This is a genomic window from Pedobacter africanus, assembly GCF_040548825.1.
Taxonomy (GTDB): domain Bacteria; phylum Bacteroidota; class Bacteroidia; order Sphingobacteriales; family Sphingobacteriaceae; genus Pedobacter; species Pedobacter africanus_A.
In genome coordinates this window covers 710497-725082 of record NZ_JBEPSL010000001.1, presented here as the reverse complement: position 1 = coordinate 725082, position 14586 = coordinate 710497, and the positions used below count along the sequence as shown (strand labels likewise).

Here is a 14586-nt window from a genome sequence, read left to right as displayed (position 1 = left end):
TGTCTAAATATTTAGTTAGACAAACAAAAATGCAATCGTTTACTGAAGAGAACTACCTGAAAACCATATACCATCTGTCGCAAAACCAGGATACCCCTGTACAAACCAATGCCATTGCAGAAAAAATGCAGACAAAAGCGGCCTCCGTTACTGACATGATGAAAAAGCTGGCCGACAAACAGCTGGTAGATTACAAGAAATACCAGGGGGTTCAGCTTACGGCATCAGGAAAGTCTGCGGCCGTGAATATTGTCCGTAAACACCGCCTCTGGGAAGTTTTTCTCGTAGAAAAATTAAATTTCAAATGGGATGAGGTACATGATATTGCTGAAGACCTGGAACATATCCAATCCGCCGATCTGGTAGAACGTCTGGATGAATTCCTGGGTTTCCCTAAAAGTGACCCACACGGTGATCCCATACCGGACAAAAGCGGAAATTTCATTGCCGTTCCATTTGTTAAACTGAATAAGCTTAAAGCTGAAGATCAGGGCTTGATTATGGGGGTAAGTGAACATTCTTCTGCATTTTTAAAGCACCTTGAAAAATCCGGCCTCACCCTCGGGAAAAAGGTTAAAATTATGGAGATCAATGATTTTGATGGCTCCATAGAATTGAACCTGGAACAAAAAAAGATCAATGTAAGTCGCGAAGTAGCCAAACATATCCTCATTAAACTATAAGTATGAAAACCGCTCAACAGCATAAAGACACCCAATCCTTAAGCGAAGTACACCAGAGTGTAGATACCAGCAAACGCAGCGGCTGGCGTCGCATCCTCTCCTTCATTGGGCCGGCTTACCTGGTAAGTGTAGGTTATATGGATCCCGGAAACTGGGCAACAGACATTGCCGGGGGGAGTAAATTCGGTTACCAGCTGATCTGGGTATTACTTATGTCTAACCTCATTGCCCTGTTGCTGCAGTCGTTAAGTGCACGCCTGGGCATCGTAAGAGGACTTGATCTGGCACAGGCTTCCAGAAATGCTTATCCTAAATGGGTCAATATCCCCTTATTCGGACTGGCACAAACGGCAATTGTGGCCTGCGACCTCGCAGAAATTATTGGGATGGCCATAGGTCTGAAACTTTTATTCGGGCTCCCACTCATCTGGGGCATCAGCATCACCATTTTTGACACCGTATTATTGCTGTTCCTGCTCAATAAGGGCATGCGAAAAATGGAGGCCTTCATTGTATCTATGGTATTCATTGTAGGTGTTTCTTTTCTGATAGAAATGTTTATTGTGGAACCTTCAATTAAAGAGATAGCCCGTGGATTTGAACCTTCAATCTTATCCGGCGAAGCCTTGTACATCGCCATAGGTATTATAGGGGCTACGGTGATGCCGCACAACCTGTATTTACACTCGTCCCTGGTACAAACCAGAAAATTTGAACGCGATGATAAAGGCATCCGCGAGGCCATAAAATTCAATTTCATTGACACTGCAGTAGCCCTGAACCTGGCATTTTTTGTAAATGCCGCTATCCTCATCCTTGCTGCCGCAGCTTTTTATAAAAATGGATTACATGAAGTAGCAGAAATACAGGATGCCCATAAATTACTTCAGCATATATTTGGCAATGTCGCCCCTGCCCTTTTCGCTATCGCACTGATTGCGGCAGGACAAAGCTCTACCGTTACGGGTACCCTGGCCGGACAGATTGTAATGGAAGGTCACCTGAAACTACGCATTCAACCCTGGCTGCGCCGGTTAATTACCCGTTTGCTTGCCATCATTCCTGCATTCTTCACCATATTGATATTGGGCGATAACGCATTGGGTGGATTGCTGATTCTTAGCCAGGTGGTTTTAAGCCTGCAGCTTGGTTTTGCAGTAATCCCCCTGATCCACCTGACCTCCGACAAAAAGACCATGAAAGGTTTTGCCATCAAACCCTGGGTAAAGACCCTGGCCTGGGTAAGCTCGCTCATCATTGTGGGCTTAAACGTAAAACTGGTGATTGAAGAGATCAAAGGCTGGGGAGCCGGGGGCGGATGGTATGTATATGCCATTATAGTACCTTTGGCCATCTTAATAGGCCTGTTGCTCCTTTATATTTTTATCTACCCTATAGTAAGCCGTATTAAACGCGAGCATAACAACGTGCCCCACGGCGAAGCCCTCGATATAGAACAGGTAGAAAAAATCGACTATAACCGCATCGGCATTACGGTCGACTTCTCTAAAAATGACCGCAATACCATCCGTCATGCCCTTATCCAAGGGGGGAAACAGGCGCATTATTACCTTATCCATGTGGTGGAAACAGCAGCGGCCAGGTATTATGGCGACTCGGCAATGGACCATGAGACACAAAGTGATACGGAGAACCTCCAGAAATATTGCGATAATCTGGCCAACCTGGGTTATAAAGCCAGTCCGCATATTGGTTTTGGCGGCACTGTTAAAGCCATCGTACAGATCAGTAACGAAACGCAGCTGGAGTTATTGGTAATGGGCGCGCATGGGCATAAGGGTTTAAAGGACCTGATACTGGGTACCACCGTAAATTCCGTCCGGCACAAAGTATCCATTCCCGTACTGATTGTAAGATAAAATTCGGATATTAGCAGGCCTTTATGAAGAACGACATCCAGATAAAAAATAAGAGAGCCTACTTTGACTACCACATTATAGATAAATATAATGCAGGACTGGCCTTGCTGGGCACCGAGATCAAAGCCATCAGACAAGGCAAGGCCAATATGACCGATGCTTTCTGCATGTTTATAGGTAATATCCTTTATGTAAGAAACCTGCACATCTCCGAGTATAGCCACAGTTCCTTTCACCATCACGAGATCAAGCGCGACCGTGTGCTGCTGCTGCATAAAAAAGAGTTGAAAAAACTAAAGGTAAAGAGTGAAGAAAAGGGCTATACCATTGTACCCTTACGCATATTTACCAACGAAAGGGGCTTTGCCAAAATAGAAATCGCACTTGCGCAGGGTAAAAAAGAATTCGATAAAAGGGACAGCATCAAAGACCGGGAATCTAAACGGGAGATGGACCGGGCCATGAAGGTTTAACTACCTTACCAGGCCTGATCGCCTACCAGGGGTACAAACCTGAAGGTATCCAGTTCTATTCTTTCAAAATCTGTTTCACTTACCCTGATCACGGTCACCATTTTCTGCGAATGCTCATCACCTACCGGGATCACCAGGATACCACCTATTTTAAGTTGTTTCAACAGGATTTCGGGCACAAAGGGGGCACCTGCGGTTACAATGATCTTATCATAGGGTGCATGTTCTGCAATGCCCTTCGATCCGTCGCCAAAAAAGAAATGTGCATTATATCCCATACCGGGTAAAACCCTGATGGTATGCCTGTAAATGCTTTCCTGTCGCTCTATGGTATATACATTTGCGCCCAACTCCATCAGGATACAGGTCTGATAACCAGAGCCGGTTCCAATTTCCAGTACTTTATCGCCTTTTTTGATGTGCAGAAGCTCGCTCTGATAAGCTACGGTATAAGGCTGGGATATGGTTTGCCCATCACCTATCGGAAATGCAATGTCTTTATAGGCCTGGTTCCAGAAGGTCTCATCAAAAAAGAAATGCCTTGGCACCTTGCCAATGGCTTTCAGCACTTTCTTATCCGCAATTCCCCTCGATTCAAGATGGGCTACCAACCGTTTTCTGGCGCCCTGCTCTCTGTAATTATCAACAAACTTATATGCCATTTCAGTTCAAAAATAGCTTTTTGAACGCTAATAATTGAATGTTTTTACCGTTAAATACAATTGAAAAGCCTAATCGGCACAGAATCAATCCCAATAAAATTTAGTAAGGATCAACGTCTACCTGGATGTTTACAGACCTGTAATCCTTTTCACTCAGAAATTCGGTAATTGTATTTTTTAAAACTGATTTTACCTTTTGAATGGAAGTGTCCTTATCACTTTTAACAATTACCTGTCTGATGTAATAATTCCTGATACGCGATACCATAGGCTGCTCAGGTCCAAGCACCCGATGCCCGAGCTGCCCCCTAAGTGCGGCAGCAAATTTTTGTGACGCTGCATTTAAAAGGTCCTGGTCTTTATGCCTGATGTTGACAAAAATAAGCCTTGTAAAGGGAGGGTAATGAAACTGTCTGCGCTCAGCCAGTTCTTCATTGTACATTTCCTGGTATTGGTTTTCTATTACCTGTTTAATGATGCGGTGCGAATCATCATAGGCCTGGATAATCACCTTGCCCTGTTTATCTCTTCTACCTGCCCTTCCTGCTACCTGGGCCAGCAGTTGGTAACTGCGCTCAAAGGCCCTGAAATCAGGGTAATTCAATAAAGTATCCGCATTGATGACCCCTATTAAGGTTACATTATCAAAATCGAGTCCTTTTGCCACCATCTGGGTGCCAATCAGAATATCGGTTTTCTTTTCCTGAAAATCAGAAATGATCTGCTGCAATCCATTTTTCGTCCGCGTGCTGTCTACATCCAATCTGGCAATGTTCACTTCCGGAAAGATCAGCTTGAGTTCCTCTTCCACCCTTTCTGTTCCAAAACCTTTTTGTTCTATGTGCACTGATCCGCAGGCCGGGCATATGCTGATGCTGCTTTGATGGTAACCGCAATAATGGCAATGCAGTTTGCCGCTGGTTTTATGATAGGTTAAGCTTACATCACAATTCACACATTTAGGCGCATAACCACAAGTGGCGCAAATTAAAATAGTGGCGTAACCCCGGCGGTTCTGGAACAGGATCACCTGTTCCTTTTGTTCCATAACGAGGGCGATTTCAGCTACCAGCGCTGAAGAAAAGTAAGAAACCATTTTTTTCTTCTTGGTCTCTTCCGAAATACTGACCACCTGATGCAGGGGCAGGGATACCCCTCCAAAACGTTCGGTTAACTTAACCAGCCCATACTTGTTGTTTAAGGCATTATAATAACTCTCAATGGAGGGCGTAGCCGATCCCAAGATGGTCTTTGCCTGATGCAGGTGCGCAAGGTACACGGCCACATCCCTGGCCTGGTAACGTGGCGAAGGATCTTGCTGTTTATACGATTGTTCGTGTTCTTCATCTACAACAATCAGCTTTAATTCTTTAAAAGGCAGGAATACAGCCGATCTTGCGCCCAGCACCACCCGGTATTTACCGTTCAATACCTTATTCCAGATTTCTACACGCTCATTGTTGTTGAATTTAGAATGATAAACGCCAATGGCATCTCCAAAGTAGCGTTGTATGCGCTGAACGATTTGGGTAGTCAATGCAATTTCCGGGAGTAAAAACAATACCTGTCCACCCTGTTCAATGGCTTTTTCGATGAGTTTGATATAGATCTGCGTTTTTCCTGAAGCAGTAATACCATGCAGCAGTACCACATCTTTTTGTTCAAATTCCGCTTCAACCTCTTCCTTTGCCTTCTGCTGTGCAGGGCTCAATTCAAAATTCAGGACAAAATCGTCATCATTTTCCTTTAGTCTGCTTACAGGCCGCTTTACAACCGTAAAGATCTCTTTATCCTGTAATGTTTTAAAAGCGGCCTGTCCACAGTCGCTTTCTTCCAGCAACTGATGTTTTGGGACCAGCCCCTGCTGTCGCGACAGTTTTATAAAAGTGAGCAGTGCATTCAGTTGTTTTGGAGCCCTTTCCAGTATATCAAACAACTGGCGCAGGTTTTCTTCCTCCTGGTAAAAGGGACTGAGTGAAACGAAAGACTTGAGCAGGGGCCTGTACTTTTCCACTACTTCTTCGGCAATATATACCAGGCCTTTCCCCATCAGTGAATTGATGATCGGATATACCCTTTTTTGCCCGAGTAAGCTGGAAACATCCTCAACGGTTAAGCGTTTCTGATGGCTAAGTGCATTGATCAGGATACTTTCCTTTTCAGTTAAAGGCTCTTCCGGTGTTACTTCTTCTTTTAACACAATAATGGTTTCACTGGCAAGTTTTAAGCCAGTAGGCAAAGCTGCTGCCATGACATCACCTTCGTTGCACAGGTAATAACCGGTTATCCATTCCCATAGCTGTAGCTGTATGCCCGTAACTACGGGATGCTCATCTACCACGTCAATAATGTATTTAGCCTCGTAATGCTCTGGTGCTATATAACCGATGTTTTTAACCAAAGCGGTATAGATCCTGTTTTTCCCAAATTGCACCACGACACGCTTGCCAACCTCGATCTGATCGTTCAGGTCGAATGGAACGCGGTAGGTATAGTTTTTTGCAAGGGATAAGGGCAAAACAACCTCGACAAACAAAGTCTCCCTTTCCCTGAATTCAAGCATTTCGGCGTCCATCATTACTTAGACCTGAAAGCGGCAAAAAACAACAATAACCAGCCTAAAATAAAGCACAGCCCGCCAAGCGGGGTAACTGGTCCTATATAATTTACAAAACCAATGTTCAGAATGTCTCGGGTTGCCAGCAGGTATAAGGAGCCGGAAAAAAGCAGGATACCCAATGTAAAAAAACGGTAAGACCATTTCAGCAGTCCTTCATTGTTACCGGCATACAACGCCAGAAACAATAAGGCAAAAATATGATAGAACTGGTACTCTACGCCCTTGGCCCATATCTCGAGCGAACCGGCCGCTAGCACATTTTTTAAACTGTGTGCACCAAAGGCACCAAATATAACGGCAGTAGCGCCAAATAATGCTGCGGTCAGGATAATTCTTCTGCTCATAATAGATCGGCTTTTATGTTACAAAATTAACAAAACGACGGTATTTACGGTTAAAATCAAGGATTAAAATAAATAACCAAAGTATTCAGTTAAATTTGTAGGGATAACATCTGAAACCCATTTGCATACACCCCTGTACTAATGAAAAAGATCCTGATTAGTATTGTTATTCTTTTTGCTGCCATTGTGACTATGGCTTATTTATATTTTTCGAGGCTCAACAAAGATCAGAATATCACCGACATGGGTTTGCATGCTGCAGCTGCCAGCTCCGGCTTTATTTTCTCCTTTCAGAATGATAAAGGCGTAACCGATATCTTAAAAGAGCAGCAGTTGTTTGAAGAAATACTTGGAGCAGATAAATATAAACTCCTGACCACGCTAAAAAAACACCTGTTCAATTTACCTGGCGTCAGTCAGGCTTTAGACCAGCAAAAAGTTTACATCAGTTTTGTGGCGGGCAACAAACAGGAAATCGATTTTTTATGCAGTACCCAGTTGGGTAACCAGGAAAACATGAAGCAACTCTTCGCTTCGCTGCAAAGAGGCAAAATTCAGGTACAAACTACAAAGGAGATCAGCAGGTTAGTTTTACCTGACAGCACGGTGTTCTACCTGGGCCTGAAACAAAATCTGGCGATCCTCTCCCATTCCGAACAGCAGGTACAAGCCGCGCTGACCAAAGACACTGAAAAAAAAGCCGACAAATTTATCAGCTATATACAGGAAAACAACAGGTTCACTAAAAACAGTCTTGCCCAGCTGTACATCGATTTCAATCATGTACCAGAGTTGCTCAAAAATATCATCGCTGGTAAATTAAATGGAGAGCTTGCCGTTTTAAACCGGCAAAACGCTTTTGCTTCCCTGAGTTACAACTTCAGCAGGGACAAAGTACTGCTCACCGGAACAACCATAGTGAACGACCAGAATAGCTATTACAATTTATTTTCGTCGCTTCAATCCAAAAAAATCAGTATCCAAAACATTTTGCCTGCCAATACCTCCTCCTATACCATTTTTGCGATAGATGCCTACGCTCCCTGGCGCGAGAAGTTAAACGGCTGGTTCCTCAGCCAACAGGAAGACAAAAAAATCAGCAAACGCATCAGCGATATCAACGCCGGTTATCACTTGAATCTGGACGACCTGTTCCCGAAATATTTTAAAGACCAGTTCATTACCTTCCAGCTCAGTACTTCGGAAAAAATAGGCGCAATCAGTCTCACTAACGGCGATAAAATGATGCAACTTTTACTCGACCTGAGCGAAGATTACAACGAGCACATCAAAACATTTAAAGAAGCGGATCTGCTGTATGTTTATTTCGGATTACCTTTTAGCAATTTCAAAAAACCCTATTATACCATAATAGACAATTATATGATCTTTGCAAACAATGTGGGTACACTGGAATCGTTTTTAAACAGCTATACCAACAACCATCTGCTCATCAGCAATCCGGCTTATATCAGCGCCAGCAATCAGCTTCCTGAAAGCTCCAATCTTATTTTTTACATAGATCACCACAATTCAGCAACTATCTTCCAAAAGCACATTTTTCTGCCGTATTACAACCATTTCCTTGCCGAAAAAGGCTTAAAAAAATATGAATCCTTTACCTGCCAGCTTAGCGGCGATAAGGGTAAATTTCAGACCAATATTTTAATCAACAAACAGCCCGACGTTTTACAAAAAGATTCTTTAGCTTTATAACTCCAATTATCCCATATGCTAAAAAAGTATCTTATACTTTACTTTTTATTGTTTAGTGCACCCCTGCTTTTAAAGGCACAACAGTACGGTCTGTTCAATACCAGAACCCTTTTTGACGGATTTGAAAACCCTGCGCAGAAAACTTTTGTACTGGACTCTTCCCGAAAATTTGCCTCCAACTTTTTACTGCCCTATTTGGGTCTGAATGCTGCAAACAAAGGCAATAACGACCTCATCAGGAGGGCCATAAATGAAGGAACTTATAATGCCAGCAGCCTGCCGTTAAGAACAGGTGCCATCAATACCGTACACGAAAATATAAACATATACCTCCTCACTTTCAGGATATTTCAGTCCTACAAATGGCAAAAGGAGCTGGGCTTTTCCTGGCAACTCCGTAGCGATGGCCATGTAGATTATACGAATGAAACCCTTGCTATACTGGATTCTTACAAGCGATTTGACAATAACCCTTACGATGATGTGTTTAATAACGACGGCTATGCACAATCTTATCATCAGTTTAGCATGACCTACAGGGAAAACTACAATAAGAAACTTGCCTTTGGCGTTAAACTGAGCCTGTTAAGTGGCATTACCTATAATAAACTGAATATTTCCGATTCTTATCTGCATCAGGATTTTGCAAACGACCTCATCTCCTTACGGGTTAAAGGAATTTACCGGTCTACGTTTCAGGACGCAGATGAACTCTCGGCCCGCAACCTGGTGCCAACCTTTAGAAACCCCGGTATGGCGCTTAGCTTTGGTACCAGTTACCATGCCAGAAGTGGTGTGTTTATGATGGCCAATATCAAAGACCTGGGTTTCATTAAATGGCGAAAAAAAGCTTTCACCAATAAAATCAACACCCAGGTATTCATCGAAAATCTGTCGCAGAAATCGGCTAATCAGGTGGCCAATGAAATTGCAGACATTGCTATAGACGAGGCTGATACCGGCAGCTTCTATAGTGCAACCAATGCCAAAGTAGATTTTATGCTTTCTAAAGCATTTACCCTATCTGCACCCGATTTTACCTATACCCCCAGCCTTATAGTTTCCAAAAACCTGTTTTATAAAGGCGGGGAGGCCGCTTTTGTCAGCAAGTTCAAATACAAAGACCTGTCGTTAAGTGCAATTCCTGCCTACAATTTCAATAACCTGTTTTTCATGGGTCTTCAGGGAATGTACCAGACCCCGAATTTTGAAGTCTTCCTGGGCTCTGACAACCTGTTTAAAACGGTAAGTCAGGCAAACGGTGCCATCAAGGGGGATGCGGCTGTTGGCACAGGATACAACGGCGCATCATTTTATATGGGACTAGGCTTTAAATTCGGCAATACGGTAGAACATCCGCAAAACAGCAGTACCATGCCTGGTATAGATGATGAACAGAAAGGCTTCTTTAAACGCCTGTTCAGTGTGTTTTCGAAAAAACGATGATTATTTATTTTTGGGGCTTGTCGCCACGAAGTCTTTCAGGTAAAAAGGTTCAAAATAGGCTACATCTTCAAACTGTCCTTCTGCGTAAGCAGCATTGGCCAGCTGGCTCATATTTGCTGCGGAATTGAAATTATCGGACATAAAAACGGCATTTGCCTGCTGCAATACATTTTCGCATTTCATGGCGCCATCTCCTATAAAGGTAATTTGCGCCAAATCCAGTTCAGCAGCAAAGCTCTCTGTATCAATAATCTTTGCCTCGATGGGTCTTACCGGCTTTAGCCTGGCATCAAAAACAGCAGTAAACACTTCCATCCGCCGGGCATCTATCATAGGGCAAACCAGCCCTTCATAACCCGCATTTAGCTTCAGGAAACCGTCGGCCATCATTTTAAGTGTATCGATGGCTATAAGTGGCTTGTCCAATGCGAAACATAAGCCTTTCGCAGTTGACACCCCTATCCTTAAACCGGTATAAGACCCGGGCCCTTTACTTACGGCTACCGCATCCAGGTCCTTAAACTGTAAACCTGCCGTGTCCATCGCAGCTTTTATAAACAGGGTTAAACTACCCGCGTGGATATTGCTGGCCATTTGTTCTTTTAAGGCGATGGTTTCCCCATTTCTGGAAATAGCAGCAGAGCAAACTTGTGTAGCGGTTTCTATTTGAAGTATCGTAGCCATAGCGGGTAAATTAAGGAAAATAATGTTATGGAACAGGATCATGCCCGTGCCTGCCCCAGGGGTGACAGCTGCCGATCCGTTTTAAAGTGAGCCAGCCCCCTTTAAAAGGGCCATGTTTTTTGATGGCCTCTATCCCATATTGAGAACAGGTAGGTGTAAACCTGCAATTTGCTCCAAGTAAAGGTGATATGAACCATTGGTAGAGCTTAATGAGCCCTAAAAAAAGCCAGCCGATGAGCAGTTTAATCAGTCCCATCAGCTTTTCCTGCGTTTTTTCCTTCCAGCTCGGCCAACAGGCGTTTTAAAGCACCTGCAAGTTTTTTTTCCAGGAAAGAATAATCGTAAATCTTTTTACCTACAAATTGTACAGAAAGCAGCAGCAACTGATCGGCATCTTTCAGCAGGTTACCATAAAGCGCAGTTTCCTTTTGCAGGCGATAGGCTTCGCGGGTACGGCGTTTGATCAGGTTCCTGTCTACCGCCCTTTTGTACCGTTTTTTAGCCACATTAATCACTACCTGTACCGGAAACTGCTGTGCTTCGGTTACAAATAAATAAGAAATACGATAGGGGTATAATAAAAAAGAAGAACCGTTTTTAAATAGCAGGTCTAATGATTTCCTGCTGCATAACCGTTCTTCTTTATTGAATGTGTTCATCTTTTTGATTGCAAATCTGCAGATATTCTGATCTGCCGGTACCGGAAGTACCGCAATCAAAAATTATGCTTTGTGGCGGCCTTCGCTAGAAACCGTTAATCTTTTTCTTCCTTTTGCACGGCGTGAAGCTAATACTCTTCTACCGTTTGCTGTAGCCATTCTTTCGCGGAAGCCATGCTTGTTTCTTCTCTTTCTTTGCGAAGGTTGGAATGTTCTTTTCATAACTGTATTATATCTTGACTAATCTTTTTTAATAAGAGGTGCAAATATAGGGCGATTTTTATTTAATTGCAAATACAATTTGCTATAGTTTAATTTTCTTTTACATCCCAAGGGCTGCTTTCAGTTTTATATAGCCGGTTTTACTTACAGGCAGCCAGATATCTGATTTCAAAAGCACCACATAGCTGTCTTTTTCTTTCAGTTCAATACGGGTAACCTGTGCCAGATTGATGATATAAGAACGATGAATCCTGATGAACTGCTCCTGGTCAAGTGTGCGTTCAAAAAAACTCATGGTTTTGTTCTTATGGTAAATTCCTTCGGCCGTACTCAGCTTTACATAATCATCATCAGCCTCCAGGTAATGAATATCTGCTACCGCGATAATTTTGATCACCCCGTTCTTCTTTACCACGACCCTGTTGTTTTGGGCCGGACTTAAACTGGCCACTTCCAACAGTTCCTGGGTAACCACCTCTGCGTTATTTAACCGGGCAGGAAGTTTTTGCATCGCCTGTTCAAACCTGTTCTGCTCAATCGGTTTTAACAAATAATCAATCGCATTTACTTCAAAAGCTTTAATGGCATATTCGTCAAAAGCTGTGGTAAATATTACTGCAGGAGGTTTTTCTACCAGTTCGAGCATCTCGAAACCGCTGATCTTCGGCATCTGTATATCCAGAAAAATAAAATCGGGCTGATGCTGCCCTATGGCTTTTATCCCTTCAAAACCATCACTGCACTCGGCCACGACCTCAACATCAGGGAAATTACTCAGGTAATGTTTTACAACATCCCTGGCCAGGGGTTCATCGTCAATCAGTATTGTTCTCATCATTCTGCTGAGGTATTTTAAGCGTGGTTATAAACATATTATCCGGGGTGGCTTCTGTACGTAACAGTTTTTCATCTGCAAAAAGCAAATACAATCTGCGTCTGATGGCCGATAGCCCAAAACCCGTTCCGCCTGTTGCCTTCAATTCAGGATCAAAGGGGTTCTGGACCGTAATCACCAGATGGTTGTGCTGCAACTTCACTTCCATCGAAATGGTAATGGCCGCTGCAGTGTTGTACAATCCAAATTTTATCGCATTTTCCACAATAGGTTGCAAAAGGGTTCCCGGAAGGCATAAATTTAAGGTTTCTTCGGCTATTTTCACATCAATATTTAAGCGATGGCTAAACCGTACCTTTTCTATATCGAGGTAAAGCCCGATGTATTCCATTTCCTCTGCTACATTGACCCAAACCTCATCATCTCTTTTTAAGGTACCCCTTAAAAAGGAAGCAAGCCTGGTGATCATTGTTCCTGCCTCCTTTGGGTTCACTATGGTTAGGGCATAAACTGAGTTTAAACTGTTGAACAAAAAATGGGGCTGTAACTGGTGACGCAGCTTGTTCAATTCGGCCTCTTTGGACAGGTTTTGCGCCGCAAGCAGCCTTTCCTGTGTAGCCGATTGCTCTTCCAGGCGATACCACAAAATATTAGCCAGGGCACACCAGGCTATAAAAACAAAGAGGATCAGGAAACGTACTGTAAGCGAAAATTTCAGAAAATTGATATAAGTCTGCTGATCGGAGAAAAGCGCCAGCAGCAGAAACTTGCTGGCAAAGGTGATGAACAGCGCCAGGATAAAGGTAAGCGCCAGTACAAAAACGATGGTCTCATTTTTAGGCTGATAAAACCCCAGCAGGTTGCTCAGGATGATACAGGCCAGTGCCAGTAAACCATTTGTAATTACACTATCGGCAATAGAAATGGGCCAGCTAAAATTCAGCGTTGTGTTAAAAAGAACAATAAATACCACTACCCATCCCAGAAAAATAAATGAGGCAATTTTTTTAATCCGGCGAATGGATAAGGGTGTATTCGTCAAAACAATTTAATTGAAGGAGTTGAAAATGGTAAAAGTTGTTGTAAGAACGACTTATGTTGATTTACATTGTCTAAAAAACCATTAACATCATCTGGTTCGTGCAATACAGAGGCGAGTTCAGCACCATCCGTGGGCGACTGTATCTCGTAAAGATCAGCCACACAAATAAAGTTCCAGGTTACCAGATCACCTCTGCAGTTCCTGAAAGGGTTATGAAAACTGTCGGCCTGACTTTCGGCTTTGCAAAGTGCTTCATTGCTATCTGTCGAAACGATCAGCCTCAGCTGCTCATCAAACTGCGGTGCATGGTTACCCTCTCCGGTAATTATCTGATAAATGTATCGTGCTACAAACCATTTCATGATCATGTATTTTAAAAGTTTCTGATATCAACCCCACCAAACATAGTCACCCCCTCAATAATTAATACTTTACGCGGTTCATCGGCAGCAGGGGTACCAAGTGCTCTTTTATCGTCAATGCCCCCAAATATCGCAGTAACTTCCGATTTGATTTCCCAGCTTGGGGGGATAACAATCTTTACACCGCCAAAAACAGCCACTACGTCAATTTTAATCACCCCTTCAAAATCGGCCTGGCTAAGGTCCACATCAGCCCCGCCAAAAACTGCTACTACTTCTCCCCCTTTAAAGTTCTTTGAATAAACCTTGTGCTGGTTCCCGGCAAAAATACTCACCGATTCAATAACGTCGTTTCTATCGCGACTGGTGTAAGGATCTTCAGCAGTCTCATCTCCGGGTATATTTAAATTACCCATTTCAGCATATTTACGCTTCATCCTGCTTTTCCATTTGCCATGCCACCTGTCGTGCTCTGTCTTTGACCTCGCAGGTTTAAAAAGAAGGACCAGGCCCAGCACGATAAATATCATGGCAAAATAGTACCTGGACACATCAAAGTCGACTATATTTTTGACTGTAAAAAACACCCCCACAAGGGTAAGGATCATCCATCCCGGTCCATTATAGTTTCGCTTGTAGCCAATCAGCAAGCCAATCACGATTAATAAGGTAGGCCAGCTGAAAATCCAGTCGGGTACCTCTACCCCCACATTCCTTAAAAGAAAAACCAGCCCCACACCTATAATGATCAGCCCGCCGCATACCCTGCTAGAATTACTTCTTACTTTTTCCATTTTTTTATATGCTTAATAATATTGTTAAAGGTACAGTACCTCTTTTTTTTAATTCAATGCAGTTTTTCGTTTAATCTGCATGGTCAAAAGTAGACAGCTCAGCGCAATTTCGGAATACCAGGTGTATATATGAGGGTCTTCTGCCGGTAAACGTCCGTATTTTG

The 14586-nt window shown here is 43.1% G+C and carries 16 protein-coding genes; 5 read left to right on the top strand and 11 right to left on the bottom strand.

What is annotated here, in order from left to right; all coding sequences use genetic code 11:
• Positions 1-29 precede the first annotated feature (29 nt).
• Genes ABIE26_RS02865 through smpB form a run of 3 tightly spaced genes read left to right on the top strand, consistent with a single transcriptional unit; the run spans position 30 to position 3036 of the window.
• Entirely contained in the window at positions 30-683 is a 654-nt protein-coding gene (locus tag ABIE26_RS02865; RefSeq protein ID WP_310140239.1) for a metal-dependent transcriptional regulator, read from the top strand.
• 2 nt (positions 684-685) lie between these two features.
• A complete protein-coding gene (locus ABIE26_RS02860; RefSeq protein WP_310140242.1) occupies positions 686-2563 on the top strand; it encodes an Nramp family divalent metal transporter in 1878 nt (625 codons plus the stop codon).
• A gap of 23 nt (positions 2564-2586) precedes the next feature.
• A complete protein-coding gene (gene smpB, locus ABIE26_RS02855; RefSeq protein ID WP_310140244.1) occupies positions 2587-3036 on the top strand; it encodes an SsrA-binding protein SmpB in 450 nt (149 codons plus the stop codon).
• 5 nt (positions 3037-3041) lie between these two features.
• On the opposite strand, the gene ABIE26_RS02850 is transcribed toward smpB, so the two are convergent.
• The 3 genes from ABIE26_RS02850 to ABIE26_RS02840 all read right to left on the bottom strand — a co-directional run bounded on the left by ABIE26_RS02850 (position 3042) and on the right by ABIE26_RS02840 (position 6662).
• Positions 3042-3698 carry a protein-L-isoaspartate(D-aspartate) O-methyltransferase gene (locus ABIE26_RS02850; RefSeq protein ID WP_310140246.1) on the bottom strand — a complete coding sequence of 219 codons (657 nt, stop codon included), beginning with the start codon at positions 3696-3698 and terminating at the stop codon, positions 3042-3044.
• 100 nt (positions 3699-3798) lie between these two features.
• Entirely contained in the window at positions 3799-6273 is a 2475-nt protein-coding gene (priA, locus tag ABIE26_RS02845; RefSeq protein ID WP_310141489.1) for a replication restart helicase PriA, read from the bottom strand.
• Positions 6274-6275: 2 nt separating this feature from the next.
• Positions 6276-6662 (bottom strand): DUF423 domain-containing protein, encoded by a 387-nt coding sequence (locus ABIE26_RS02840; protein WP_310140249.1) that lies wholly within the window; start codon positions 6660-6662, stop codon positions 6276-6278.
• 141 nt (positions 6663-6803) lie between these two features.
• Here ABIE26_RS02840 and ABIE26_RS02835 point away from each other — a divergent pair, with 141 nt between their 5' ends.
• Positions 6804-8378, top strand: a complete 1575-nt coding sequence (locus ABIE26_RS02835) for a hypothetical protein (RefSeq protein ID WP_310140251.1) — start codon at positions 6804-6806, stop codon at positions 8376-8378.
• A 15-nt stretch (positions 8379-8393) separates the two neighbouring features.
• Positions 8394-9824 (top strand): DUF5723 family protein, encoded by a 1431-nt coding sequence (locus ABIE26_RS02830; protein ID WP_310140253.1) that lies wholly within the window; start codon positions 8394-8396, stop codon positions 9822-9824.
• Here ABIE26_RS02830 and tsaB read toward each other — a convergent pair whose 3' ends face one another.
• The 8 genes from tsaB to ABIE26_RS02790 form a co-directional block, all read right to left on the bottom strand.
• Positions 9825-10508 carry a tRNA (adenosine(37)-N6)-threonylcarbamoyltransferase complex dimerization subunit type 1 TsaB gene (gene tsaB, locus ABIE26_RS02825; RefSeq protein WP_310140256.1) on the bottom strand — a complete coding sequence of 228 codons (684 nt, stop codon included), beginning with the start codon at positions 10506-10508 and terminating at the stop codon, positions 9825-9827.
• Positions 10509-10533: 25 nt separating this feature from the next.
• Entirely contained in the window at positions 10534-10764 is a 231-nt protein-coding gene (gene yidD, locus ABIE26_RS02820; RefSeq protein WP_310140257.1) for a membrane protein insertion efficiency factor YidD, read from the bottom strand.
• Positions 10751-11167, bottom strand: coding sequence for a ribonuclease P protein component (gene rnpA, locus ABIE26_RS02815; RefSeq protein WP_310140259.1), 417 nt, complete (start codon positions 11165-11167; stop codon positions 10751-10753). The genes yidD and rnpA overlap by 14 nt, the downstream gene beginning before the upstream one ends.
• Before the next feature lie 63 nt (positions 11168-11230).
• Complete coding sequence (gene rpmH, locus ABIE26_RS02810) at positions 11231-11389, bottom strand: 50S ribosomal protein L34 (protein WP_015807371.1); 159 nt, start codon at positions 11387-11389, stop codon at positions 11231-11233.
• Positions 11390-11489: 100 nt separating this feature from the next.
• Complete coding sequence (locus ABIE26_RS02805; protein ID WP_310140273.1) at positions 11490-12227, bottom strand: LytR/AlgR family response regulator transcription factor; 738 nt, start codon at positions 12225-12227, stop codon at positions 11490-11492.
• The gene (locus ABIE26_RS02800) at positions 12205-13266 is read right to left on the bottom strand and encodes a sensor histidine kinase (RefSeq protein WP_310140276.1); all 1062 of its coding nucleotides are present in this window, start codon (positions 13264-13266) and stop codon (positions 12205-12207) included. The genes ABIE26_RS02805 and ABIE26_RS02800 overlap by 23 nt, the downstream gene beginning before the upstream one ends.
• On the bottom strand, positions 13263-13628 hold the full coding sequence (locus tag ABIE26_RS02795; RefSeq protein WP_310140278.1) for a DUF4288 domain-containing protein: 366 nt from the start codon (positions 13626-13628) through the stop codon (positions 13263-13265). Before ABIE26_RS02795 ends, ABIE26_RS02800 begins: the two co-directional genes overlap by 4 nt.
• An 11-nt stretch (positions 13629-13639) precedes the next feature.
• Entirely contained in the window at positions 13640-14422 is a 783-nt protein-coding gene (locus ABIE26_RS02790) for a LiaF transmembrane domain-containing protein (protein WP_310140280.1), read from the bottom strand.
• Positions 14423-14586 lie beyond the last annotated feature (164 nt).

Bases quoted from the DNA above. Each gene is read 5' to 3' on its own strand.
- yidD (WP_310140257.1), bottom strand. From the start codon at position 10,764: ATGGGACTGATTAAACTGCTCATCGGCTGGCTTTTTTTAGGGCTCATT.
- ABIE26_RS02835 (WP_310140251.1), top strand. From the start codon at position 6,804: ATGAAAAAGATCCTGATTAGTATTGTTATTCTTTTTGCTGCCATTGTG.
- ABIE26_RS02830 (WP_310140253.1), top strand. From the start codon at position 8,394: ATGCTAAAAAAGTATCTTATACTTTACTTTTTATTGTTTAGTGCACCC.
- ABIE26_RS02795 (WP_310140278.1), bottom strand. From the start codon at position 13,628: ATGAAATGGTTTGTAGCACGATACATTTATCAGATAATTACCGGAGAG.
- ABIE26_RS02805 (WP_310140273.1), bottom strand. From the start codon at position 12,227: ATGATGAGAACAATACTGATTGACGATGAACCCCTGGCCAGGGATGTT.
- ABIE26_RS02790 (WP_310140280.1), bottom strand. From the start codon at position 14,422: ATGGAAAAAGTAAGAAGTAATTCTAGCAGGGTATGCGGCGGGCTGATC.
- priA (WP_310141489.1), bottom strand. From the start codon at position 6,273: ATGGACGCCGAAATGCTTGAATTCAGGGAAAGGGAGACTTTGTTTGTC.
- ABIE26_RS02850 (WP_310140246.1), bottom strand. From the start codon at position 3,698: ATGGCATATAAGTTTGTTGATAATTACAGAGAGCAGGGCGCCAGAAAA.
- smpB (WP_310140244.1), top strand. From the start codon at position 2,587: ATGAAGAACGACATCCAGATAAAAAATAAGAGAGCCTACTTTGACTAC.
- ABIE26_RS02865 (WP_310140239.1), top strand. From the start codon at position 30: ATGCAATCGTTTACTGAAGAGAACTACCTGAAAACCATATACCATCTG.
- rpmH (WP_015807371.1), bottom strand. From the start codon at position 11,389: ATGAAAAGAACATTCCAACCTTCGCAAAGAAAGAGAAGAAACAAGCAT.
- ABIE26_RS02860 (WP_310140242.1), top strand. From the start codon at position 686: ATGAAAACCGCTCAACAGCATAAAGACACCCAATCCTTAAGCGAAGTA.
- rnpA (WP_310140259.1), bottom strand. From the start codon at position 11,167: ATGAACACATTCAATAAAGAAGAACGGTTATGCAGCAGGAAATCATTA.
- tsaB (WP_310140256.1), bottom strand. From the start codon at position 10,508: ATGGCTACGATACTTCAAATAGAAACCGCTACACAAGTTTGCTCTGCT.
- ABIE26_RS02840 (WP_310140249.1), bottom strand. From the start codon at position 6,662: ATGAGCAGAAGAATTATCCTGACCGCAGCATTATTTGGCGCTACTGCC.